The organism is Mycobacterium kyorinense, from assembly GCF_001672775.1.
Classification (GTDB): Bacteria; Actinomycetota; Actinomycetes; order Mycobacteriales; family Mycobacteriaceae; genus Mycobacterium; species Mycobacterium kyorinense_A.
In genome coordinates this window covers 30,117-51,333 of record NZ_LZKJ01000139.1, presented here as the reverse complement: position 1 = coordinate 51,333, position 21,217 = coordinate 30,117, and the positions used below count along the sequence as shown (strand labels likewise).

Annotated in this window: 20 protein-coding genes and 2 pseudogenes; 16 read left to right on the top strand and 6 right to left on the bottom strand. The window is 66.7% G+C overall.

What is annotated here, in order from left to right; translation table 11 throughout:
* A pseudogene (locus A5707_RS23385) lies at positions 1–229 on the bottom strand (hypothetical protein); the annotation flags it as partial.
* On the opposite strand from A5707_RS23385, the pseudogene A5707_RS15425 reads away from it, so the two are divergent.
* The 5 genes and pseudogenes from A5707_RS15425 to A5707_RS15405 all read left to right on the top strand — a co-directional run.
* Positions 192–785, top strand: a pseudogene (locus A5707_RS15425) (hypothetical protein); the annotation flags it as partial. The pseudogenes A5707_RS23385 and A5707_RS15425 overlap by 38 nt on opposite strands.
* 123 nt (positions 786–908) lie before the next feature.
* Complete coding sequence (locus A5707_RS15420; protein WP_065015331.1) at positions 909–1,451, top strand: PadR family transcriptional regulator; 543 nt, start codon at positions 909–911, stop codon at positions 1,449–1,451.
* Between the two features lie 58 nt (positions 1,452–1,509).
* Entirely contained in the window at positions 1,510–2,604 is a 1,095-nt protein-coding gene (locus tag A5707_RS15415; protein ID WP_065015330.1) for an inositol-3-phosphate synthase, read from the top strand.
* Positions 2,605–2,678: 74 nt separating this feature from the next.
* On the top strand, positions 2,679–3,572 hold the full coding sequence (locus A5707_RS15410; protein WP_065015329.1) for an alpha/beta fold hydrolase: 894 nt from the start codon (positions 2,679–2,681) through the stop codon (positions 3,570–3,572).
* A gap of 5 nt (positions 3,573–3,577) precedes the next feature.
* Positions 3,578–4,183, top strand: coding sequence for a TetR/AcrR family transcriptional regulator (locus A5707_RS15405; RefSeq protein ID WP_065015328.1), 606 nt, complete (start codon positions 3,578–3,580; stop codon positions 4,181–4,183).
* Here A5707_RS15405 and A5707_RS15400 read toward each other — a convergent pair.
* Entirely contained in the window at positions 4,124–5,137 is a 1,014-nt protein-coding gene (locus A5707_RS15400; RefSeq protein ID WP_065015327.1) for an NAD-dependent epimerase/dehydratase family protein, read from the bottom strand. The genes A5707_RS15405 and A5707_RS15400 overlap by 60 nt on opposite strands.
* A gap of 53 nt (positions 5,138–5,190) precedes the next feature.
* Between A5707_RS15400 and A5707_RS15395 the strand changes: the two genes are divergently transcribed.
* From A5707_RS15395 to A5707_RS15365, 7 genes are read left to right on the top strand one after another with little or no spacing between them, the layout of a single operon-like run.
* Complete coding sequence (locus tag A5707_RS15395; RefSeq protein ID WP_065015326.1) at positions 5,191–6,381, top strand: NADH:flavin oxidoreductase; 1,191 nt, start codon at positions 5,191–5,193, stop codon at positions 6,379–6,381.
* Between the two features lie 22 nt (positions 6,382–6,403).
* Positions 6,404–7,201: an LLM class F420-dependent oxidoreductase gene (locus A5707_RS15390; RefSeq protein WP_065015325.1), complete on the top strand. Its 798-nt coding sequence runs from the start codon at positions 6,404–6,406 to the stop codon at positions 7,199–7,201.
* A 58-nt stretch (positions 7,202–7,259) separates the two neighbouring features.
* Positions 7,260–7,937, top strand: a complete 678-nt coding sequence (locus A5707_RS15385) for a GntR family transcriptional regulator (protein WP_065015324.1) — start codon at positions 7,260–7,262, stop codon at positions 7,935–7,937.
* A 52-nt stretch (positions 7,938–7,989) separates the two neighbouring features.
* Positions 7,990–9,783 carry an ABC transporter substrate-binding protein/permease gene (locus A5707_RS15380; protein WP_065015323.1) on the top strand — a complete coding sequence of 598 codons (1,794 nt, stop codon included), beginning with the start codon at positions 7,990–7,992 and terminating at the stop codon, positions 9,781–9,783.
* Positions 9,780–10,529: an amino acid ABC transporter ATP-binding protein gene (locus tag A5707_RS15375; protein WP_419866433.1), complete on the top strand. Its 750-nt coding sequence runs from the start codon at positions 9,780–9,782 to the stop codon at positions 10,527–10,529. The genes A5707_RS15380 and A5707_RS15375 overlap by 4 nt, the downstream gene beginning before the upstream one ends.
* A 54-nt stretch (positions 10,530–10,583) precedes the next feature.
* Positions 10,584–11,093: a MarR family winged helix-turn-helix transcriptional regulator gene (locus A5707_RS15370; RefSeq protein WP_065015322.1), complete on the top strand. Its 510-nt coding sequence runs from the start codon at positions 10,584–10,586 to the stop codon at positions 11,091–11,093.
* Between the two features lie 30 nt (positions 11,094–11,123).
* A complete protein-coding gene (locus A5707_RS15365; protein ID WP_065015321.1) occupies positions 11,124–11,789 on the top strand; it encodes an SDR family oxidoreductase in 666 nt (221 codons plus the stop codon).
* Between the two features lie 4 nt (positions 11,790–11,793).
* Here A5707_RS15365 and leuS read toward each other — a convergent pair whose 3' ends face one another.
* Positions 11,794–14,673: a leucine--tRNA ligase gene (gene leuS / locus A5707_RS15360; RefSeq protein ID WP_065015320.1), complete on the bottom strand. Its 2,880-nt coding sequence runs from the start codon at positions 14,671–14,673 to the stop codon at positions 11,794–11,796.
* 172 nt (positions 14,674–14,845) lie between these two features.
* Between leuS and A5707_RS15355 the strand changes: the two genes are divergently transcribed.
* Both A5707_RS15355 and A5707_RS15350 read left to right on the top strand, forming a co-directional pair.
* Positions 14,846–15,811, top strand: a complete 966-nt coding sequence (locus A5707_RS15355; protein ID WP_065015319.1) for an LpqN/LpqT family lipoprotein — start codon at positions 14,846–14,848, stop codon at positions 15,809–15,811.
* Positions 15,812–15,841: 30 nt separating this feature from the next.
* Positions 15,842–16,201 (top strand): hypothetical protein, encoded by a 360-nt coding sequence (locus A5707_RS15350; protein WP_065015318.1) that lies wholly within the window; start codon positions 15,842–15,844, stop codon positions 16,199–16,201.
* Between the two features lie 18 nt (positions 16,202–16,219).
* Here A5707_RS15350 and A5707_RS15345 read toward each other — a convergent pair whose 3' ends face one another.
* Entirely contained in the window at positions 16,220–16,825 is a 606-nt protein-coding gene (locus A5707_RS15345; RefSeq protein WP_065015317.1) for a YqgE/AlgH family protein, read from the bottom strand.
* A 136-nt stretch (positions 16,826–16,961) separates the two neighbouring features.
* On the opposite strand from A5707_RS15345, the gene A5707_RS15340 reads away from it, so the two are divergent.
* Both A5707_RS15340 and A5707_RS15335 read left to right on the top strand, forming a co-directional pair.
* Positions 16,962–18,311: an MFS transporter gene (locus A5707_RS15340; RefSeq protein WP_082969480.1), complete on the top strand. Its 1,350-nt coding sequence runs from the start codon at positions 16,962–16,964 to the stop codon at positions 18,309–18,311.
* Positions 18,298–19,071 carry a TIGR03084 family metal-binding protein gene (locus tag A5707_RS15335; protein WP_065015316.1) on the top strand — a complete coding sequence of 258 codons (774 nt, stop codon included), beginning with the start codon at positions 18,298–18,300 and terminating at the stop codon, positions 19,069–19,071. Before A5707_RS15340 ends, A5707_RS15335 begins: the two co-directional genes overlap by 14 nt.
* Positions 19,072–19,144: 73 nt before the next feature.
* Here the strand turns inward: A5707_RS15335 and A5707_RS15330 are convergent, their stop codons facing one another.
* A complete protein-coding gene (locus A5707_RS15330) occupies positions 19,145–19,654 on the bottom strand; it encodes a pullulanase (protein ID WP_065015315.1) in 510 nt (169 codons plus the stop codon).
* A 24-nt stretch (positions 19,655–19,678) separates the two neighbouring features.
* Positions 19,679–21,121 carry a CCA tRNA nucleotidyltransferase gene (locus tag A5707_RS15325; RefSeq protein ID WP_065015314.1) on the bottom strand — a complete coding sequence of 481 codons (1,443 nt, stop codon included), beginning with the start codon at positions 21,119–21,121 and terminating at the stop codon, positions 19,679–19,681.
* Positions 21,122–21,217: the final 96 nt, after the last annotated feature.

The window sequence follows — 21,217 nt, the reverse complement described above, 5'->3', positions numbered from 1 at the left end:
GCGGTGAGCTGGTGTTGCCGTAGAGACCCCAGCCGATTCCGATGCCGAGCAACACGGCGACAACCAGCGCGGCCACCGCGATACCGCGACTGCCGAGCGCCGGGGATTTGGCGAGTGAGGGCAGTTGCACCGGGGCGCTGGCGGTCTGCAGATCACCCACCAACGTGTGCAGATCACCGAGTGTCACCGCACTGGTGGCCGCGCTGGTTGTCGCCGTGTTGCTCGGCATCGGAATCGGCTGGGGTCTCTACGGCAACACCAGCTCACCGCTGAGCTTCACATCGGATCCCGGCGAAAAACCCGACGGCATCGCGCCGGTGGTGTTGACGCCGCCGCGGCAACTGCAGTCGCTGGGCGGGTTGACCGGGCTGATGGAACAGGCCCGCAAGAAGTTCGGCGACACCATGGGCTATCGCCTGGTGATCTATCCCGACTACGCGTCGATGGAGCGCGCGGACCCCAACGAGCCGCGCCGGCAGCTGAGCTACACCTACCGCGGCGGGTGGGGCGATCCGAGCAGTTCAGCCAAAAGCGGTGACGCTGCTCTCGTCGACCTGGGGCAGTTCGACCCGAAGACGACGGTCGGCATCCTGCGGGGCGCCCCGGAAACCTTGGGCATCAAGCAGGCCGACGTCAAGTCCACGTATTTGATCGTGGAGCCCGCGCGCGACCCGACTACGCCGGGAGCGCTGTCGCTGTCGGTGTATGTCTCCAGCGACTACGGCAGTGGCTACATCCAGTTCGCCGGCGACGGCGCCGTCAAACGGGTGAACTACCCATCCTGAGCAGTTGAACGCGGTGCGAACGGCAGCTGGTGTGGTGGCAAATATATCGGGGCGATACTATGGCGCGAAGCTATACCCCGACACATCCAATCGTCGTAACGGCCGAGCAAAGGAGGTGACTCGATGCTGGAGCTTGCCATCCTCGGCCTTCTGCTCGAGTCGCCCATGCATGGTTATGAGCTGCGCAAACGACTGACCGGGCTACTCGGCGCGTTTCGGGCGTTTTCCTACGGGTCGCTCTACCCGGCGCTGCGCCGCATGCAGGCCGACGGGCTGATCGCCGAGGACGCCGCCCCTGCCGGGACACCGGTGCGACGGGCCCGTCGGGTGTATCAGCTGACCGACGCCGGCCGCCAGCGCTTTTCTGAACTGGTCGCCGACACCGGACCGCACAACTACACCGACGACGGCTTCGGGGTGCACCTGGCGTTCTTCAACCGCACCCCGGCCGAAGCGCGGATGCGCATCCTGGAGGGCCGGCGCCGCCAGGTCGAGGAACGCCGTGAGGGCCTGCGTGAAGCAGTGGCGCGGGCCAGCAACTCGTTCGACCGCTACACCCGCCAGCTACACCAGCTCGGGCTGGAATCGAGCGAACGGGAAGTCAAGTGGCTCAACGAGCTGATCGCAGCCGAACGCGTGGCGCAACACCGCGCAGAGCAGTCCTAAAACAATCCAGCAACACCGAAATACCCACGACACAGGGAGAAGTAAGGAGAACGCCCTAATGACTGAGCAAACCGCGGCAGAGGCGTCGACCGAGATCCGGGTCGCCATCGTCGGCGTCGGCAACTGCGCGTCCTCGCTGGTACAGGGCGTCCAGTACTACCAGAACGCTGACGAGGCAGCCACGGTGCCCGGCCTGATGCACGTGCGCTTCGGGCCGTACCACGTGCGCGACGTCAAGTTCGTCGCCGCGTTCGACGTGGACGCCAAGAAGGTCGGCTTCGATTTGTCCGAGGCGATCTTCGCGTCGGAGAACAACACCATCAAGATCGCCGACGTGCCGCCCACCGACGTGGTGGTGCAGCGCGGCCCGACGCTCGACGGCATCGGCAAGTACTACGCCGACACCATCGAGGTGTCCGACGTCGACGCCGTCGACGTCGTCAAGGCGCTGCGCGACGCCAAGGTCGACGTACTGGTCTCCTACCTGCCGGTGGGCTCGGAAGAGGCCGACAAGTTCTATGCCCAGTGCGCGATCGACGCAGGAGTCGCGTTCGTCAACGCGCTGCCGGTGTTCATCGCCTCCGACCCGGTGTGGGCCAAGAAGTTCGCCGACGCGGGCGTGCCGATCGTCGGCGACGACATCAAGAGCCAGGTCGGCGCGACGATCACCCACCGCGTGATGGCCAAGCTCTTCGAGGACCGCGGTGTGCAGCTTGACCGCACGATGCAGCTCAACGTCGGCGGCAACATGGACTTCCTCAACATGCTCGAACGCGAGCGGTTGGAGTCGAAGAAGATCTCCAAGACTCAGGCGGTCACGTCGAACGTGCAGCGCGAGTTCAAGACCAAAGACGTGCACATCGGCCCGTCCGACCACGTCGGCTGGCTCGACGACCGCAAGTGGGCGTATGTGCGGCTGGAAGGCCGGGCGTTCGGTGATGTGCCGCTGAACCTGGAGTACAAGCTCGAGGTGTGGGACTCGCCCAACTCGGCGGGCGTCATCATCGACGCGGTGCGGGCGGCCAAGATCGCCAAGGACCGCGGCATCGGCGGCCCGATCGTGGCGGCGTCGGCTTACCTGATGAAGAGCCCCCCGCAGCAGCTGCCCGACGACGTCGCCCGCACCCAACTCGAACAGTTCATTACCGGTTAGCGCGATGTTGACTCTGCGCTGACCAGACAAGCTACTCGCACTTCTGTCTGGTAGACGCAGAGTCAGTGCCAAAGATGAGCGACGACGAACTGGCCGGACTCTCCGAGTTCGCGCTGCTGCATGAGAACGCCGAACAGGCGGGAGTGACTCGGCGGCTACCGGACGTCCAGCGCGTCGACACCGGCGGCATCAGCGCGCTGCGCTGGGATGAGCGCCCGCCCCGGGTGATCTTCCTGCACGGCGGCGGGCAGAACGCGCATACCTGGGACACCGTGATCGTCGGGGTGGGCGAGCCGGCGCTGGCGGTGGATCTGCCCGGCCACGGCCACTCGATGTGGCGCGACGACGGCGACTACTCGCCGCAGCTCAACGCCGACGCGCTGGCGCCGGTGTTGCGCACGCTGGCGCCACATGCCGAACTTGTCGTCGGCATGTCGCTTGGCGGGCTCACCGCGATCCGGTTGGCGGCGATAGCACCAGAACTCGTCAACGAACTCGTGCTCATCGACGTCACCCCGTCGGCGTTGCAGCGGCACGCCGAGATGACCAAGGAGCAGCAGGGCACCGTGGCATTGATGCACGGCGAGCGCGAGTTCCCCAGCTTCGACGCCATGCTCGAGCTGACCACCGCCGCGGCACCACACCGAGATCCGAAGGCGTTGCGCCGCGGCGTGTTCCACAACTCGAAGCGGCTCGACGACGGCCGCTGGACGTGGCGCTACGACGCCATCCGCAGCTTTCCCGACTTCGCAAGCCTCTGGGACGACGTCGACGCCCTGTCCGCGCCTGTCACTCTGATTCGCGGCGGTGCCTCCGGCTTCGTCAGCGACGACGATGTCGCTGAATTACGCCGTCGCGCAAAGCGGTTTCGCGGCGCGCACGTCGTCGAGAATTCCGGCCACTCCGTGCAAAGCGACCAGCCTCGTGCGCTGGTCGACATTCTGCGAGCCGTGCTCGACGCCCGCTGAGCCAGATGACCAACGTCGATCGCCGCGGTGCTTCGGTCGGCCGGCCGCGTGACGCCTCGATCGACGAGCGAGTGCTGTCGGTGACGCGGGAATTGCTGGCCGAAGTCGGCTGGGACGAGCTGAGCATGCGCTTGGTCGCAGCACGGGCGGGGGTGGGCCGGTCCAGCTTGAACCGTCGCTGGGCCTCCAAAGCGGAGTTGGTGCTGCACGCCATATTGGGCGAAACCCCTGATCTGTCACCATTTTCCGGCACCGACGTGACTGGCTGGCTCGAGTGGGTGGTGCGCGGCAGTCACGAACTTTTCAGCAGAGCCGACGTGCGGGCAGCGGTGCCGGGCCTGCTGCTGGCGCTGAGTGAAAACGACGACCTCCGCAAAACCTTGTGGGCGGAGTTCAGCGGCCCCGCGGTGCGGCTGTTCGCCGAGGACGTGAACGCCACGACGCGTCCCGAACGGCGGCGCGCCGACCTCGACGCCCGGGCGTCGCTGGCGATGGCCGCGGGCGCAGCGCTATTCGTGACGACGATTGCCGTCGAAGACGACTCTCCAGCGCTACGAAACCGGATCGCGCAACTGCTGACGACGGCCATCACCGCGTCCCGCGCGCAATGACTCGACGATCGCGGCTTTCGGGCAGCGCCAAGTGATCCCGAGCTCGCGCAGCGTCTTGCTGTCGTCGGTCGGGGTGGCGGCGGTCAACAGCATCGCCGCCTCGTAGCTCAGCCCGTCGGCGAGTGTCAGGTAGCGGCCGGCCACGTCGGCGAGACGCCCGATGCCGCGAAACACCCTTGGCGACACCGGGATACGTCGCACTCGCCGCCCCAAGCCCGCTTCGAGGGCGTCGATCATATCGTCGAAGCTGAGCAGCTGCCCGCCACACACGTAGCGGCGAGGGCCCTGGCCGAGTTCCATGATCCGCACGTGCACGTCGGCGACGTCACGCACGTCGACCATCTGCATGCCGCCGGGCACGCTCGGCGCGACCGCCCAGCGCACGATCGGCGCCCAGCCCCGCTCGGTCACACCGGGGGCGGTGCCGAACGCGGGGCCGACCACGCTCGAGGGATAGGTGACCACGACCGGCGCGCCGGCGTCCTGCAGTCGCCGGGCGACCCGGTCGGCGTAGCCCTTGGTTTTGGCGTAGGCGCTGCGACCATCGGCTGTCGGCGAGTCCGGCGTGATGATCCCGTTCGGCGGCGGAAACAGGGCACTGTAGCTGCTCACCGATACCACCGGGTCAAGCCCGAGCTCGACAGCGCGGGTGAGAATCGATTCCGTCGCATAGGCGTTGATGTCCCACATCGCTTGGGCTCGGCGTTCATCGGTGCCGACAATGCCGGCCGCATGCAACACGGCATCGGCACCGCCCAGCAATTCGTCGATCGTCGACGACGCCCGAACGTCACCGACGGCTACCGTCACCGGGCCGAGCGTGCGGAACCGGTCGACGACGGCGGCCGGATCGTTCGGTGCCACCAACAGCCTGACCTCGTGGCCGGCCTCGAGCAGCGCACGCACGGTGTGCGCGCCCAGGTAGCCGGTTCCGCCCGTGACCGCAATGCGCACCGATCCGCCTCTCGCCGTGACGGAACCCTCCGCCGTAGTATATTTCGATGCCAATGGTATCGAAACAAGCCTTCACGTCAACGCGGGTGGGCCCGCTGACCCTGAAGAACCGGTTCGTCAAAGCGGCGACGTTCGAGGGCGTGATGCCGCGCGGCCAGGTCAGCGACGCGCTCATCGACTTCCACGTCGAAGTCGCCCGCGGTGGAGCGGCCATGACCACCGTCGCCTACTGCGCAACTTCGCCCGGCGGCCGGGTGCATCGCGACACCGTCGTGCTGGACCGTGATCGCATACCGCAGCTGCGCCGACTGACCGACGCGGTGCATGCCGAGGGCGCCCTGGTCTGCGCGCAGATCGGCCACGCGGGGCTGGTCGCCAACACACTGTCGAATCGGACACCGACGCTGGCGCCGTCGACCCGGCTCAGCGCACCGGCCATGGGGCTGGTGCGGGCGGCGACCACCGACCAACTCGACGGCGTCATCGACGACTTCGCCGCCGCCGCAGCCAACGCTGTCGAGGCCGGCTTCGACGCGATCGAAATCCACATGGGCCACGGTTATCTGCTCAGCTCGTTCTTCAGCCCGAATTTGAACAAACGCTCCGACCGCTACGGCGGCGACACCGTGAGGCGCGCCGAACTGGCCCGTCGGGTAGCCGAGCGCGTTCGGCTCACCGTCGGCCGATCCGTGGCGATCACCGCGAAGTTCAACATGGATGACGGGGTACGTGGCGGCTTCTGGCTGACCGACAGCCTGCCCACGGCACGGCTCCTGGAATCCGACGGACACCTCGATGCGCTGCAACTGACCGGCGGCAGCTCACTACTCAACCCGATGTACTACTTCCGCGGCGATGTCCCCCTCGACGAGTTCATCGCCTCTCAGCCTCGGCTGGTGGGCCTGGGCCTACGGGTTATCGGCCGACGGATGTTCCGCGCCTACCCTTTTGAAGAAGCGTTCTTCTTGCCGCTCGCACGCCAATTCCGGGCAGCGCTGTCGATGCCGCTGATGTTGCTCGGCGGGATCAACCGGCTCGACACGGTCGACAACGCGCTTGACGAGGGGTTCGAGGTGGTGGCCATGGCCCGCGCGCTGCTTCGAGACCCCAACCTGGTCAATCGCTTCCGCGAGGGCAGCGCCCGCGAAGGCCTGTGCATCCACTGCATGAAATGCATGCCCACCGTCTACAGCGGAACACACTGTACGGTCCGCGAAATCGCGAGCGGCCTGCCGACCGGATGAGGGTGAGTTCTACGGTAAGGGAATGACTCGCCCCGTCCGTATCGCCGTGCAACTGCAACCCCAACACGCCCCGCAGTACAGCTACCTGCGCGACGCGGTCCGCCGCTGCGAAGACATCGGTGTCGACATCGCGTTCAACTGGGACCATTTTTTCCCGCTCTACGGCGACCGCGACGGCGCCCACTTCGAATGCTGGACCATGCTGGCCGCCTGGGCCGAGCAGACGTCGCGCATCCAGCTCGGCGCCCTGGTGAGCTGCAATTCCTACCGCAATCCCGAACTGCTCGCCGACATGGCTCGCACGGTCGACCACATCTCTGACGGGCGGCTGATCCTGGGCATCGGCTCCGGCTGGAAACGCAGAGACTACGACGAGTACGGGTACGAATTCGGGACGGCCGGCAGCCGCCTCGACGACCTGGCCCTCGCGCTGCCTCGCATCAAAGCGCGGCTGGCCAAGCTGAATCCGGCCCCTACCCGCGAGATTCCGTTGCTGATCGGCGGCGAGGGTGAGAAGAAGACGCTGCGCCTGGTCGCCGAGCATGCCGACATCTGGCACAGCTTCGCCAATACCGAGAGCTATCCGGCCAAGTCGGCCGTGCTGGCCGACCACTGCAGCACGGTCGGTCGCGCCGCAGACCAGATCGAACGCTCGACGGCGGTAGGCGGCGAGACCGGCCGCGGTGGAGCGGACGAGCTGATCGCCGAAGCGGAGGCGCTGGTCGGCCTCGGTGTCACGTTGTTGACTGTCGGCTGTAACGGGCCGGACTATGACCTGACCGCCGCGGAAACGTTGTGCCGGTGGCGGGATCGCGGGTAGGCCGCTCACAGCGTCGCATGAGAAACTGGCCGGCGGATTCGTCGACGGGAATTGAGCGATGCCCAAGAAGTACGGGGCCAAGGAAAAGGACCAGGTTGTTGGCTACATCCTCAACCAAATCCTGACCGGCAAACTGCGCACCGGCGACCGCGTCGACCGCAACGAGATCGCCACCGAACTCGGGATGAGCCGCGTCCCGATTCAGGAAGCCGTCGTGCAGCTGGAACACGACGGGGTGCTGTCCACCCAATATCACCGCGGCGCGTTCGTCGAACGGTTCGACGAGGACACCATCCTCGAGCATCACGAGCTACACGGTGTGCTGATCGGCATCGCGTCGGCGCGGGCCGCCGCCAACCCCACTCCGCGGATCCTCAACCAGCTCGAGGCCCTGATGCGCACCATGCGCAGCGCGAAGGAACCTCGGGCCTTCCAGCAGACCGCGCGCGAATACCGCCGCGCAATCAACGACGAATACGCCGGCCCCCGGCTCCACGCCGCGATCCGGGCGTCGGCGGGCCTGATTCCGCGGGCGTTCTTGCTCAGCTACCCCAACGTCATCGCAGAGATGTTGCCGTTCTACGAGGAGGAGACGGCCGCGATCCACGGCCGCGACCCCGACGCCGCACGGGCCGCGTGCAGCGGCTGCGCGGCGTTGATGGCGAAAGTCATGGTGACCGAACTCGTTCGTCGAGGAGTGCTGGCTCCGCCACAGAAACCCGTCGTGGCGTTCTGAGCCAGCCGGCCGAACGTGGCCGAACCGATCATTCGCCGATACGTTGCGGGTTATGAATTTCAACGCCGGCTGCGCTGCAAAGCTGTTCGCGCTGATCGCCACCGCACTGCTGGTATGCAGCCTCGGAACGGCCGCACCGGCAGGAGCGAATCCCGACAGGTGTACCCCACCCGGGCTGGAGAGCGCGACCGAGTTGCCTCCGAAATTGGCCACCGCGAAACGCACTCACGAGGACAAGTACACGACCGCCAGCGTCGAACCACTGTCGTCGGTGGACGTCTCGACGCTGGGTCTCATCACGCCGGGCACGCTGACGGTCGGCACCATGTCGGAGTCACCGCCGAACGCCTGCATCAACGCCGCCGGGCAGTTCACCGGTTTCGACAACGAGGTGCTGCGGGCCATCGCCGCAAAATTGGGGTTGCAGGTCCGCTTCGTCGGTACCGACTTCGCCGGACTGCTCGCCCAAGTGGCGTCGCGACGGTTCGATGTCGGCTCGGCGTCCATCATGGCCAGCGAAGCGCGGCGACGGATCGTCAGCTTCACCAACGGCTATGACTTCGGCTATGCCTCGCTGGTCGTCCAGCCGGGCTCGCCGATCACCGGATTCGACGACCTCGCCGCCGGACAGCGGATCGGTGTCGTGCAGGGCACCGTGCAGGATGCCTACGTCACCGAGACGTTGGGTCTGCAGCCGGTGAAGTTCCCCGACATCATCACTGCCTACAGCAGCCTCAAGACTCATCAGATCGACGCCTGGGTTGCGGGTGGACTGGAGGCGATGAACGCGGTGCGGCCCGGCGACCCCGCCGCGATCGTCGCGAACTCGTTCAACGAGGGCGACTTCGTGGCCTACGCCGTCGCGAAAGACAACCGGCCGCTGCTCGATGCGCTGAACTCAGGATTGGACGCCGTCATCGCCGACGCCACCTGGTCGGGTCTGTACTCGGAATGGGCGCCGCGCCCGCTGCCGCCAGACTGGAAACCAGGATCGAAGGAAGCGCTGACACCTCACCTGCCGGACTTCGCCAAGATCGCGGAGCGCCATCACCGACCCAAGGCCGGACCGCCCGCGCCGACGTCCACGCTGGCCCAGTTGCGGGAATCCTTCCTCGACTGGGACCTCTACAAACAGACGATCCCCGTGCTGCTCAAGACGGGGTTGCCCAACACCTTGATATTGACGATCAGCGCCAGTGTCATCGGGTTGGGTGTGGGAATTGTGCTGGCCGTCGCCGGGATCTCGCGGACCCGCTGGTTGCGGTGGCCGGCGCGGGTGTACACCGACATCTTCCGCGGCCTGCCCGAAGTCGTGATCATTTTGCTGATCGGGCTGGGCGTGGGGCCGATCGTCGGCGGGCTGACCAACAACAACCCCTACCCGCTGGGGATTGCCGCGCTGGGGCTGACCGCCGCGGCGTATGTCGGTGAAATCTTCCGCTCGGGCATCCAAAGCGTCGAACCCGGGCAGTTGGAAGCCTCCCGCGCGCTGGGGCTCAGCTATCGGTCGTCGATGCGGCTGGTGGTGGTTCCGCAGGGGATTCGGCGAGTGCTGCCGGCGTTGGTCAACCAGTTCATCGCGCTGCTGAAGGGCTCGGCGCTGGTTTACTTCCTCGGACTGATCGCCGGGCAACGGGAGCTGTTCCAGGTCGGCCGGGATTTCAACGCGCAGACCGGCAGCTTGTCGCCGTTGGTGGCCGCCGGAATCTTCTACTTGATATTGACGGTTCCGCTGACCCACCTGGTGAACTTCGTCGACAACCGGCTTCGCCAGGGCCGCACCGCAGGCGAGCCCGAAGATCCCCTCGACCGGATTGCCTCAACAACCGGGCAGGAGATGACGTGACCGAAAGTATCGAGCGAGTACAACCAGTATCGTTGGCGGGCAAGGACATTCATTTGGCCTTCGGCCCGAACACGGTGCTGCGCGGCGTGGACATCGACGTGCCCGCAGGCAGCACGGTAGCGGTGATCGGCCCGTCGGGCTCAGGCAAGTCAACGCTGCTGCGGACCCTCAACCGGCTCCACGAGCCCGACCGCGGAGACGTCTTGCTCGATGGTCGCTCGGTGCTGGCCGAGGACCCCAACCGGCTGCGCCAACGCATCGGGATGGTGTTTCAGCACTTCAACCTGTTCCCGCACCGCAGCGTGCTGGACAACGTCACGCTGGCGCCGCGCAAGCTGAAGCGACTGCCGGCCGACGCCGCCCGCGAGTTGGCGCTGGCCCAATTGGACCGAGTCGGCATGAAGCACAAAGCCGACAGCCGGCCCGGCGCCCTGTCAGGTGGGCAGCAGCAACGGGTCGCGATCGCCCGCGCGTTGGCGATGGCACCGCAGGTGATGCTGTTCGACGAAGCCACCTCGGCGCTGGACCCCGAGCTGGTCAAAGGCATCCTGGCGCTGATCGCTGACCTCGGCGAAGAGGGCATGACGATGGTGGTCGTCACCCATGAAATGGGTTTTGCCAGGTCAACCGCGGATTCGGTGGTTTTCATGGATAACGGCGCAGTGGTGGAAACCGGGGCGCCCGAGCAGATCTTCGAGGCGGCCACAACCGAGCGGTTGCAACGGTTCCTCTCCCAAGTACTTTGACAGTACAACTGATTTTCGGCCTGCCTGAGGCCCATCAGGTTAGACTGGCGAATTATGGCGGAACGTGAAGCCACCGTGCCCGAAGTGACACAGCTGGCTGAAGGTCTACACCGCACACTGTCCAAACTTTTCACGATCCTCCGTCGCGGTGACCCTTCCGCGGGCGCCGCGACCGCCGGCGAGCTCACCCTGGCCCAGTTGTCGATCCTGGTGACGTTGCTCGACCAGGGTCCGATCCGAATGACCGACCTGGCTGCACACGAACGGGTCCGCACCCCGACCACCACCGTGGCGATCCGCCGACTGGAGAAGGTGGGCCTGGTCAAGCGCTCCCGCGACCCGTCTGACCTGCGCGCGGTGCTGGTGGACATCACCCCTCGAGGCCTGGCCGTGCACCGCGAATCGCTGTCCAACCGGATCGCCGCGCTGGCCGGAATGCTCAGCCAACTCAGCGAATCCGACCTGGACACGCTGACCAAAGCACTGCGACCGCTGGAACGCCTGGCCGGTGGCGAAGCCGCTGACGGTCCAGCCGATACCTCGCCTGCCCGCGAACAGGCGTGAAAGCCGCAGAGCCGCAACACTTTCACTGATATGCCGACCGCACTCATCACCGGCGCCAGCCGTGGTATCGGTGCTGCGATTGCCGAGGCCCTGGCTCCGACGCATACCCTGCTGCTGGCGGCGCGCCCGTCGGCGCAACTCGACGCCGTCGCCCATCGCCTTGCCGCCACAACGTTCCCGCTGGATCTGACCGACACCGACGCGATCGCCGCCGACACCGCGTCGATCACCGAACTCGACGTGCTGGTGCACAACGCCGGGGTGTCGATGCCCGGCCATGTCGGCGATACGACCGTCGACCAATGGCGCACCACATTCGACGTCAATGTCGTTGGCGCAGTGGCTGTTACGTTGGCGCTGCTGCCGGCGCTGCGGCGCGCCCGCGGGCAGGTGGTGTTCGTCAACTCCGGGTCTGGCCGCACCGTGTCACCGGGAATGCCCGCTTATTCGGCCAGCAAGTTCGCGCTTCGCGCATTCGCCGATTCACTGCGCGCCGATGAACCCACGTTGCGCGTCACCACCGTCTACCCCGGTCGCGTCGACACCGACATGCAACGAGACCTGGTCGCATTCGAGGGCGGCGAGTATGAGCCCGGACGCTTTTTGCGGCCACAAACCGTCGCCGAGGTGGTAGCCAATGTGGTGGCCACCCCGCCCGACGGGCATGTGCACGAAGTCGTGATCCGCCAACGCTGAACCATCAGACGACGAGGTTGACCAATCGACCGGCCACCACGATCACCTTCTTCGGGGTGGCCCCGTTCAGAAACGCCTGAACCTTCTCGTCGGCCAGCGCGGCTGCCTCCAGGGTGTCGGCGTCGGCGTCAGCGGCCACCACCACTTTGCCCCGCACCTTGCCGTTGACCTGCACCGGGTATTCGACGGTGTCTTCCACCAGGTACGCGGGATCGGCAATGGGAAATGGTCCGTGCGCCAACGAGGTAGCGTTACCCAACCGCTGCCACAGTTCTTCGCTGACATGTGGCGCCAGCGGCGCCAGCATCAGAACCAGGGGCTCGACCGCCGCGCGCGGCACCTCGCCCTGGTGGGTTTTGGTGAGGTGGTTGGTGTACTCGATCAGCTTGGCCGCCGCGGTGTTATTGCGCAGCGCCGCATAGTCTTCCGATACGCCGGCGATGGTGCGGTGCAGCAGCCGCAGGGTGTCTTCCGCGATGGCCGCATGGTTGGCCACCCGGGTTTCACCGGTCTGCTCGTCGACCACCAGCCGCCACACCCGCTGCAGAAACCGGTGCGCACCGACGACGTCCTTGGTGGCCCACGGACGTGATGCCTCCAGCGGACCCATCGACATTTCGTAGAGCCGCAGTGTGTCGGCGCCGTATTCGTCGCAGATCTCGTCGGGCGACACCGAATTCTTCAGGCTCTTACCGATTTTGCCGAACTCCTGGAAGACCTCGATCTCACCGGCCGGGCCGGGATAGTAAAACGTGCCGTCGCGTTCGATCACGTCGGCAGCGGGCACGTAAAAGCCCCGGGCATCGGTGTAGGCGAACGCTTGAATGTAGCCCTGGTTGACCAGTCGACGGTACGGCTCGCGGGAGCTGACCTCGCCCAGGTCGTAGAGCACCTTGTGCCAAAATCGGGCATACAGCAGATGCAGCACCGCGTGTTCGACACCACCGACATAGAGGTCGACGCCACCGGGGTCGTCGGGACCGTGCTCAGTCGGCCGCGGCCCCATCCAGTAGGCCTCATTCTCTTTGGCGCAGAACCGTTCCGAGTTGTGCGGATCGGTGTAGCGCAGTTCATACCACGAGCTGCCGGCCCAGTTCGGCATAACGTTGGTGTCGCGGGTGTAGGACTGCAACCCATCGCCGAGATCCAGCTCGACGTGCACCCAGTCGCTGGCCTTGGCCAGCGGCGGCGACGGCACACTATCGGCGTCGTCCGGGTCGAACAGCACCGGCGAGTAGTCCGAGACATCCGGCAACTCGACGGGCAGCGCGGCCTCGTCGAGCGGGTGCGGGCGCCCGTCGTCGTCGTAGACGATCGGAAACGGTTCACCCCAATACCGCTGTCTCGCGAAAAGCCAGTCCCGCAGCTTGTATTCGACACGGGTCCGGCCCCGGCCGTCGGATTCCAGCCGGTCGGTGATGGCCTGCTTGGCCGTCGCCACGTCCATGCCGTCGAGATAGCCGGAATTCACCAACGTCCCGTCACCGTTGTAGGCGGCATGTGAAATGTCGCCGCCGGTGATGACTTGCACGATCGGCAGGCCAAGCTCATGGGCGAATTCCCAGTCGCGTTGGTCGTGACCGGGGACGGCCATGATCGCACCGGTGCCGTAGCCGGCCAGCACGTAGTCGGCGATGAAGATCGGCACCTGCTGGCCGCTGGCCGGATTCGTTGCGTAACTGCCCAGGAACACCCCGGTTTTGGCTTTGCTCTCTTGGCGTTCCAGGTCCGACTTTGCGGCGATCGCCTTCCGGTACGACGCGACGGCCTCGGCCGGTGTTGCGGCACCGAATGTCCACCGCGGGTCCACGCCGTCCGGCCACTGGGCGGCGACCAAGCCGTCGACGCGGTCGTGTTCGGGCGCTAACACCAGATAGGTAGCGCCGAACAGCGTGTCCGGGCGGGTGGTGAAAACCTCGATGTCGCCGTTGTCGGTGCCGAACATCGCTGCAGCGCCGACCGAACGTCCGATCCAGTTGCGCTGCATCGTCTTGACCTTCTCCGGCCAGTCCAGCAGATCGAGATCCTCCAGCAGCCGATCGGAGTACGCGGTGATGCGCATCATCCACTGCCGCAGTCGTTTCCGGAACACCGGGAAATTTCCGCGTTCGCTGCGGCCGTCGGCGGTCACCTCTTCATTGGCCAACACGGTGCCCAGCCCCGGACACCAGTTCACCATCGAATCCGACCGGTAGACCAGCCGGTAGCCGTCGACGACATCTGCTCGCTCGTCGGCTGACAGGGTGGCCCAGTCCTTGCCGTCAGCCAAAGTGCGCTCAGCCGAATCGAGTTCGGCGATCAGTTCCGTGACGGGTCGTGCCCTGTTGGCGTCGGTGTCGAACCAAGCGTTGTAGATCTGCAAGAAGATCCACTGTGTCCACTTGTAGTAGTCGACGTCGGTGGTGGAGAAGCTGCGACGGGGGTCATGTCCGAAACCCAGCCGGCCCAGTTGACGCCGAAAGTTGACGAGGTTGGCCTCGGTACGCTCGCGCGGATGGGTGCCTGTCTCCACTGCATACTGCTCAGCAGGCAGACCGAAGGAATCGAACCCTAAGGCGTGCAAGACATTGCGGCCGTTCATCCGGAAGTAGCGCGCGTACACATCGGTGGCGATAAAGCCCAGCGGATGCCCGACATGCAGACCCTGGCCTGAGGGGTAGGGAAACATGTCCTGCACGAACATCTTGTCCTCGGGCACCGGGCCACCATCCGTGGGCGCCAGTGAGCCGACCGGATTGGCCACGTTGAACGTCCCCCACCGGGTCCAATTGTCCTGCCAGGCCCGTTCGATGCGATCGGCCAGCTGCGCGGTGTAGCGATACCGCGGCACGTCGGAGTCCGCGTCGCCTGCGCCGGTCCCGGCCGCGATCGGGGGTTCAGTCACGCCAACAGGGTATAAGGCGCCCGCTGACCGGCACGCCGGCCACGGCTCGGTCTCGGTTACGTTGCGGTGCGATCAGAGCTTCATCCCAGGTCTATTGCGAGCCTGGCGATAGCCGCGTGGCGCTGGTTACATTCGGCCTCTAACCCTGCGTTACCGGGAAGGACCGACGCTCATGATGCAGATCGCCCGTGGCTGGCGGGTTTTGATAGCGGGTCTGGCCGTCGGATCCGCGGGTGTGATGGGCTTGGGGGGCGCGGTCGCGTCAGCAGACCCGCTCTTTCCGCCCCGACCGAACCCGGCACCGGTGCCCGCTCCCCCGGCGGCGACCCAGAACAGTCTCGGCACCCTGGGCTCCGTCGGCAACAGCATGCCCGGTACGGCCCCGGCGCTGTCGCCGCCGCCGGTCTCGTCGCCGCTGCCCGCGGCAGCGCCTGCGCAGGTTCCTGCCGCGCCGACCCAGGTCTCTCCGCCACTGGCCGCCGCGGCCCCGGCACAGCCGTCGCTGCTGCCCGCCAGTTCCGGGACGCTGCGCGACTATTTTCAGGGCAAAGGCGTCCACCTCGAGCCGCAGCAGCCCCGGGGCTTCAAGGCCCTCGACATCACCTTGCCGATGCCGCCGGGCTGGACCCAGGTGCCCGACCCCAACGTTCCTGACCCCTTCGCGGTGATCGCCAACCGCTCCAGCAACAGCCTCTACACCTCGAACGCTCAGGTGGTGGTTTACAAGTTGATCGGCGACTTCGATCCCAACGAGGCGATCACCCACGGCTACGTCGACAGTCAGCAGCTGCCCGCCTGGCAAACCACCAACGCCTCGCTAGGCAATTTCGGCAGCTTCCCATCGTCGATCATCGAGGGAACCTATCGCCAGAACGATATGACGCTGAACACCTCGCGTCGCCAGGTCATCGCCACCTCCGGACCGGACCGCTACCTGGTGTCTTTGGCGGTGACCACGGATGCCGCCCAGGCGGTGGCCGAGGCGCCCGCTACCGACGCCATCGTCAACGGATTCCGGGTGAGCGCGCCCGCCGGGACCGCGCCTGCTGTTCCTCCCGCAGCGCCGGCACAGGCCGCAGCGCAACCCCTTCCCGCACTCCCGACGCTGCCCGGATTGTCGCCCGCCCCGACCCGCTGAGCCCGCTCGGCGGCCTCGTATTGTGGCCCCATGCTGATCGCCGGGGTGCTCTGCGTGGGCGCGGCGACCGTCTGCGCCGCGCTGGGATTGTGGTCGCTCTCTCGGCCGGCCGCCTCCGACGCCTCCCGGCAACTCGCACGCTCGGTGGCGCCGACGCAACTGGCCGCAGCTGTCATGCTCGCCGCTGGAGGGGCGGCGGCCCTGGTCGCCCCTCGGCACGCCGCAGTGCTAGCGGTGCTCGGCATGTGCATCGTCGGCGCACTCGGCACCATCGTCGCCGGATCCTGGCAAAGCGCGCGCTATGCGCTGCGGCGCGACGCCGCCCCGGCCGGCTGCAGCGGTGTGTGCGCGACCTGCACCCTAGGTGCTGACGCTCGTCCCTGCCACTGATCCGCCGTTCCGCGTGGCTTAGTTGCGGCTGACGTCGATCGGGTGGCTGGCCAACAACGCGAGCGGCAGCGGCTGTCGTCGCAGCACGGTGCTCCACAGATCTACCCGGGGCTGAACCAAAACGTCAGACGGCAAGGCCGACAACACAATCCAGTCGTCGCGTTCGATCTCGCCTTCCAGTTGTCCAATCGTCCAGCCGGAGTATCCCGCGAAGATCCGCACCCCTTCCACCAGCGGCGCGATCGAGTCAGGGTCGGCGTCGAGATCGACCATTACCAGTCGGCCCGACACATGGCGTAGTCCCGGCACCCCGTCCGGATCGGCGCCCACCCGCAGCACCGAGAGGCACAGCGCCGCGTCGCGTTTCACCGGGCCGCCGATGAACATCGTCTTGGGTTTGGCGGCCAACTTCGCCCATTGCGGCAACACGTTGTAAACGGCGGTCTCGCTGGGCCGGTTGAGTACCACCCCGAGCGTGCCGCCGTCGTTGTGTTCGACGATGTAGATCACGCTGCGACGAAATGTCGGCTCCAGCAGGTCGGTGTTGGCAAGCAGCAGAGTTCCCGCCCGCACCCGATGCGCGGTAGGAGCGATAAAGTCCTCGGGATCTTCGGGCTGAGCCACCTCACCATCATGGCATCCGCGCAGGGATCCCTGCGGTGAACAAGCGGCGCGCTGCGCAATATTTGTAGGCTGGATTGGGCCTCGAGTTGCGGCCTAGCTTGCCGGGCCGCCCGCGGAAGTAGGTTCTGTGATCCACATGCGCGCACCCGCAGCTGTCTGGCGCTCCGTGCGCAGCCTGCCCGACTTCTGGCGGCTGCTGAAGTTGCGCGCCGTCAGTCAATTCGGCGACGGCCTGTTTCAGGCGGGCCTCGCCGGCGCGCTGCTGTTCAACCCCGAGCGGGCCGCCCATCCGCTGGCGATCGCAGCAGCCTTCAGTGTGCTGTTTCTGCCTTACTCGGTCCTGGGCCCATTTGCCGGTGCGCTGATGGATCATTGGGACCGGCGGCTGGTGCTGGTCGGCGCCAACCTGGGGCGGCTGCTCTCGGTGGTCGCCGTGGGCATCCTGCTGGCCGCCGGGACAGGCGACCAGGCGGTGTTGTGCGGTGCGCTGATCGTCAACGGCTTTGGCCGGTTCGTCTCCTCGGGTCTATCGGCCGCGCTGCCCCACGTCGTGCCCCGCGAGCAGGTGGTGACGATGAACTCGGTAGCCGCCGCGACGGGTGCGGTCGCTGCCTTCCTCGGCGCGAACTTCATGTTGGCGCCCCGCTGGCTATTCGGAGCCGGTGACAACGGCTCTGCCTCGATCATCTTCCTCGTCGTGGTCCCAGTGGTGATCGCGCTGCTGCTGTCGTTGCGGTTCGCGCCGCACGCACTGGGTCCTGACGACACCAAACGTGCCCTCCACGGACCGGTGGCCTACCTGGTCGTCACCGGCTGGCTGCACGGCGCGCGGACGGTACTGGCCCGCCCGACGGTGGCGGCCACGCTCGCTGGGCTGGCCGCGCATCGAATGGCCTTCGGCATCAACACCTTGCTGGTGCTGCTGCTGGTGCGCCACGCCGGCGACACGTCCGTCGTTGGCCTGGGTACCGCGGTGCTGTTCGTGGCAGCGACGGGGACCGGGTCGTTTCTGGCCAACGCGTTGACCCCACCTGCGGTGCGCCGGTGGGGCCGCTACACCACCGCCAACGGCGCATTGGCAATCGCGGCCGCCATCCAGGTCATCGGCGCCACTCTGCATCTGCCGGTGATGGTGACCTGTGGATTCTTTCTCGGGACGGCCGGTCAAGTCGTCAAGCTGTGCGCCGATACCGCGATGCAGGTCGACGTTGACGATGCCCTACGCGGCCATGTGTTCGCGGTGCAGGATTCGTTGTTTTGGGTCTCGTTTATCGCGGCGATCACTGCGGTGGCGTTCGTCGTCCCCGACGACGGACGCGCTCCCGCGCTGGTGCTGGCTGGGACCGCGATTTATCTCGGCGGGCTCGCCATTCATGCCGTCGTCGGTCGGCGAGCGGCGGCAAGCGCCTCGCGCGAAGTGAGCCGCCCACCAGCCCCGTCAGCCGAGGACCAGCCCTCGTTAAGGTATTCGGATGGCCGGCCTTGATTCGATCGTGGCGGATTTGCGCGCCGAAAGCGATGAACTCGACGCGCTGGTAGCGCCGCTTTCCGGTGACCGCTGGGCCGAGCCCACGCCCGCGCCGGGCTGGACGATTGCACACCAAATCGCCCACCTGCTCTGGACCGACCGGGTGGCTCTGACGTCGGTCACCGACGAGTCCGCCTTCAGCGAAATGCTCGAAGCTGCGGCCGCCGACCCGACCGGATTCGTCGACGCTGGCGCCGACGAGCTGGCGATGACGCCGCCCGCCGGACTGCTTGCCGATTGGCGAGGCACCCGGATGCGGTTGCACGACAAGCTGTCGACCGTTCCCGACGGCCGGAAGCTGCCGTGGTTTGGTCCGCCGATGAGCGCAGCGTCGATGGCTACCGCCCGGTTGATGGAGACCTGGGCGCACGGCCTTGACGTCGCCGATGCGCTCGGCGTTCAGCGGCGGCCCACTGCGCGGCTGCGATCCATCGCGCACATCGGGGTGCGGACCCGCGATTACGCCTTCATGGTCAACGGTTTGACACCGCCGACCGAGCCGTTCCTCGTCGAGCTGCGCGCACCCGACGGCGGCATCTGGTCGTGGGGCCCAGCCGACGCCGCCCAGCGGGTCACGGGATCTGCCGAGGACTTCTGTTTCCTGGTCACGCAGCGACGCCCGCGCAGCGCACTGGATATCGTGGCCGAAGGTGACGACGCGCAGCGCTGGCTGGGCATCGCGCAAGCGTTTGCCGGCCCGCCGGGTCCGGGGCGATAATTTTCGTCGAACGTCGGGTTGTTGTGCGGTTTCCCGCGTTTTGCGCACAACTTCTCGACGTTCGAGGCACTGACTACAGCGTCGCTGCGCCGTCGGCGGTGCCGTCGCCGTCGCTGTCGGTAAGTCGTAGATCCCACCGGCCGTCGCCGTCGGTGTCGAGATATCCGGACATGCCATGCTCGCCGGCGCACATCGCACGATCGGCCAAGCCATCGCCGTCGCTGTCCAGCAGCCGGTCGTCGGCCTGACCGTCGCCGTCGAAGTCGACCAGCGGCCCACCGGTGTGTTCGACGCCGTCGAGTCCGAACCAGCACAGTGGACCGCCCCGGTCAGCCGCAACCGCCCACGTTCCGGAGCCGTCGTCGGTGAAGTAGCTTTCCGCGGTGCCGTCGTCGTCGAGATCCAGCACGGCATGGTCGGCGACACCGTCACCGTCGAGATCCGCCAGCGCGTCATCACGCAACCCGTCGCCATCGAAATCCAAGCCCACGGCGTCCAGCCGGCCGTCACCGTCGAGGTCGAGGTCGGGCTGGCCATCCCAGATCGTCGCCGCGCCGTCGGCGTCACCCAAGCAGTACTCCATACCCAGACCGACGCGCCATGAGCGCTAGCGGTTCCCGCGCTCCTGCCACCACGCCAGCAGTTCGGCCGTCGCCTCGTCGCGCGACAACGGCCCCCGATCCAGCCGCAGTTCCTTCAGGTGACGCCACGCCTCACCGACCTGCGGCCCGGGCGGAATGTCCAGCAGCTCCATGATCTCGTTGCCGTCGAGGTCAGGGCGCACCCGCTGCAGGTCTTCAGCGGCGGCCAACTCGGCGATCCGCGCCTCCAAGTTGTCGTAGTTGGCCTGCAACCGGGCCGCGCGCCGCTTGTTTCGGGTGGTGCAGTCGGCACGCACCAGCTTGTGCAGTCGCGGCAACAGCGGTCCGGCGTCCGTGACGTAGCGGCGCACGGCCGAGTCGGTCCACCGCCCCCCGCCGTAGCCGTGGAACCGCAGGTGCAAATACACCAGCTGCGAGATGTCGTCGACCATCTGCTTGGAGTACTTCAGCGCGCGCAACCGCTTGCGGGTCATCTTGGCGCCGACCACCTCGTGATGGTGAAAGCTCACGCCGCCGTCGGGCTCGTGGCGGCGGGTGGCGGGTTTGCCGATGTCATGGAGCAGCGCCGCCCACCGCAACACCAGATCCGGACCGTCGTCCTCGAGTGCGATGGCTTGGCGCAGCACGGTCAGCGAGTGCTGGTAGACGTCCTTGTGCTGGTGGTGCTCGTCGATGGCCATCCGCATGCCGCCGATCTCGGGCAGCACCACCTCTCCCATCCCGGTCTGCACCATCAAGTCGATCCCGGCGGCCGGATCGTCGCCCAGCAGCAGCTTGTCCAATTCGGCGGCGACCCGCTCAGCGGTGATCCGGCCGAGTTCCGGGGCCATCTGCTCGATCGCCTCCCGCACTCGCGGTGCGACGGTGAAACCCAGCTGCGAGACGAACCGCGCGGCACGCAGCATCCGCAACGGGTCGTCGCCGAACGACACCGACGGCGCTGCCGGCGTGTCCAATACTGCGGCGCGAAGCGCCGCCAAACCCCCTAGCGGATCCACGAATTCGCCCGCCCCGTGCGCTGTGATGCGCACGGCCATCGCGTTCACGGTGAAGTCGCGGCGTACCAGATCGTCCTCGATGCGGTCGCCGAAGCGGACCTGCGGATTGCGCGACACCTGGTCGTAGCGGTCGGTGCGGAAGGTGGTGATCTCCAGCCGCTGGTCGCCCTTGCCGACCCCCACGGTGCCGAATTCAATTCCGGTGTCCCACAGCGCATCGGCCCACGGCCGCATAATCTTCTGTACCTGCTCCGGATGGGCGTCGGTGGTGAAATCCAGATCGGGGCTCAACCGTTGCAGCAGCGCATCACGCACCGATCCGCCGACCAGATACAGCTCGTGGCCAGCCGCAGCGAACAACGAGCCGAGCTCCCGAAACAGTTCGGCATACCTGTTCAACGCGACGGCGGCTGCGGTCAGCAGATCAGCGTCCTGGACGGTTTCTGGCACGTGGAGAGCGTAGTCCGAGTCGGTTTCAGGCCATTCCGGCCCGCGTCGTCGGCCGGACGGAAAGATGCGACGGGCAGCACATCACCGCACTACCGG

Coding starts and splice junctions, on each gene's coding strand:
- A5707_RS15420 (WP_065015331.1), top strand. CDS start 909: ATGCTGGAGCTTGCCATCCTCGGCCTTCTGCTCGAGTCGCCCATGCAT.
- A5707_RS15415 (WP_065015330.1), top strand. CDS start 1,510: ATGACTGAGCAAACCGCGGCAGAGGCGTCGACCGAGATCCGGGTCGCC.
- A5707_RS15410 (WP_065015329.1), top strand. CDS start 2,679: ATGAGCGACGACGAACTGGCCGGACTCTCCGAGTTCGCGCTGCTGCAT.
- A5707_RS15405 (WP_065015328.1), top strand. CDS start 3,578: ATGACCAACGTCGATCGCCGCGGTGCTTCGGTCGGCCGGCCGCGTGAC.
- A5707_RS15395 (WP_065015326.1), top strand. CDS start 5,191: ATGGTATCGAAACAAGCCTTCACGTCAACGCGGGTGGGCCCGCTGACC.
- A5707_RS15390 (WP_065015325.1), top strand. CDS start 6,404: ATGACTCGCCCCGTCCGTATCGCCGTGCAACTGCAACCCCAACACGCC.
- A5707_RS15385 (WP_065015324.1), top strand. CDS start 7,260: ATGCCCAAGAAGTACGGGGCCAAGGAAAAGGACCAGGTTGTTGGCTAC.
- A5707_RS15380 (WP_065015323.1), top strand. CDS start 7,990: ATGAATTTCAACGCCGGCTGCGCTGCAAAGCTGTTCGCGCTGATCGCC.
- A5707_RS15370 (WP_065015322.1), top strand. CDS start 10,584: ATGGCGGAACGTGAAGCCACCGTGCCCGAAGTGACACAGCTGGCTGAA.
- A5707_RS15365 (WP_065015321.1), top strand. CDS start 11,124: ATGCCGACCGCACTCATCACCGGCGCCAGCCGTGGTATCGGTGCTGCG.
- A5707_RS15355 (WP_065015319.1), top strand. CDS start 14,846: ATGATGCAGATCGCCCGTGGCTGGCGGGTTTTGATAGCGGGTCTGGCC.
- A5707_RS15350 (WP_065015318.1), top strand. CDS start 15,842: ATGCTGATCGCCGGGGTGCTCTGCGTGGGCGCGGCGACCGTCTGCGCC.
- A5707_RS15340 (WP_082969480.1), top strand. CDS start 16,962: ATGCGCGCACCCGCAGCTGTCTGGCGCTCCGTGCGCAGCCTGCCCGAC.
- A5707_RS15335 (WP_065015316.1), top strand. CDS start 18,298: ATGGCCGGCCTTGATTCGATCGTGGCGGATTTGCGCGCCGAAAGCGAT.
- A5707_RS15330 (WP_065015315.1), bottom strand. CDS start 19,654: ATGGAGTACTGCTTGGGTGACGCCGACGGCGCGGCGACGATCTGGGAT.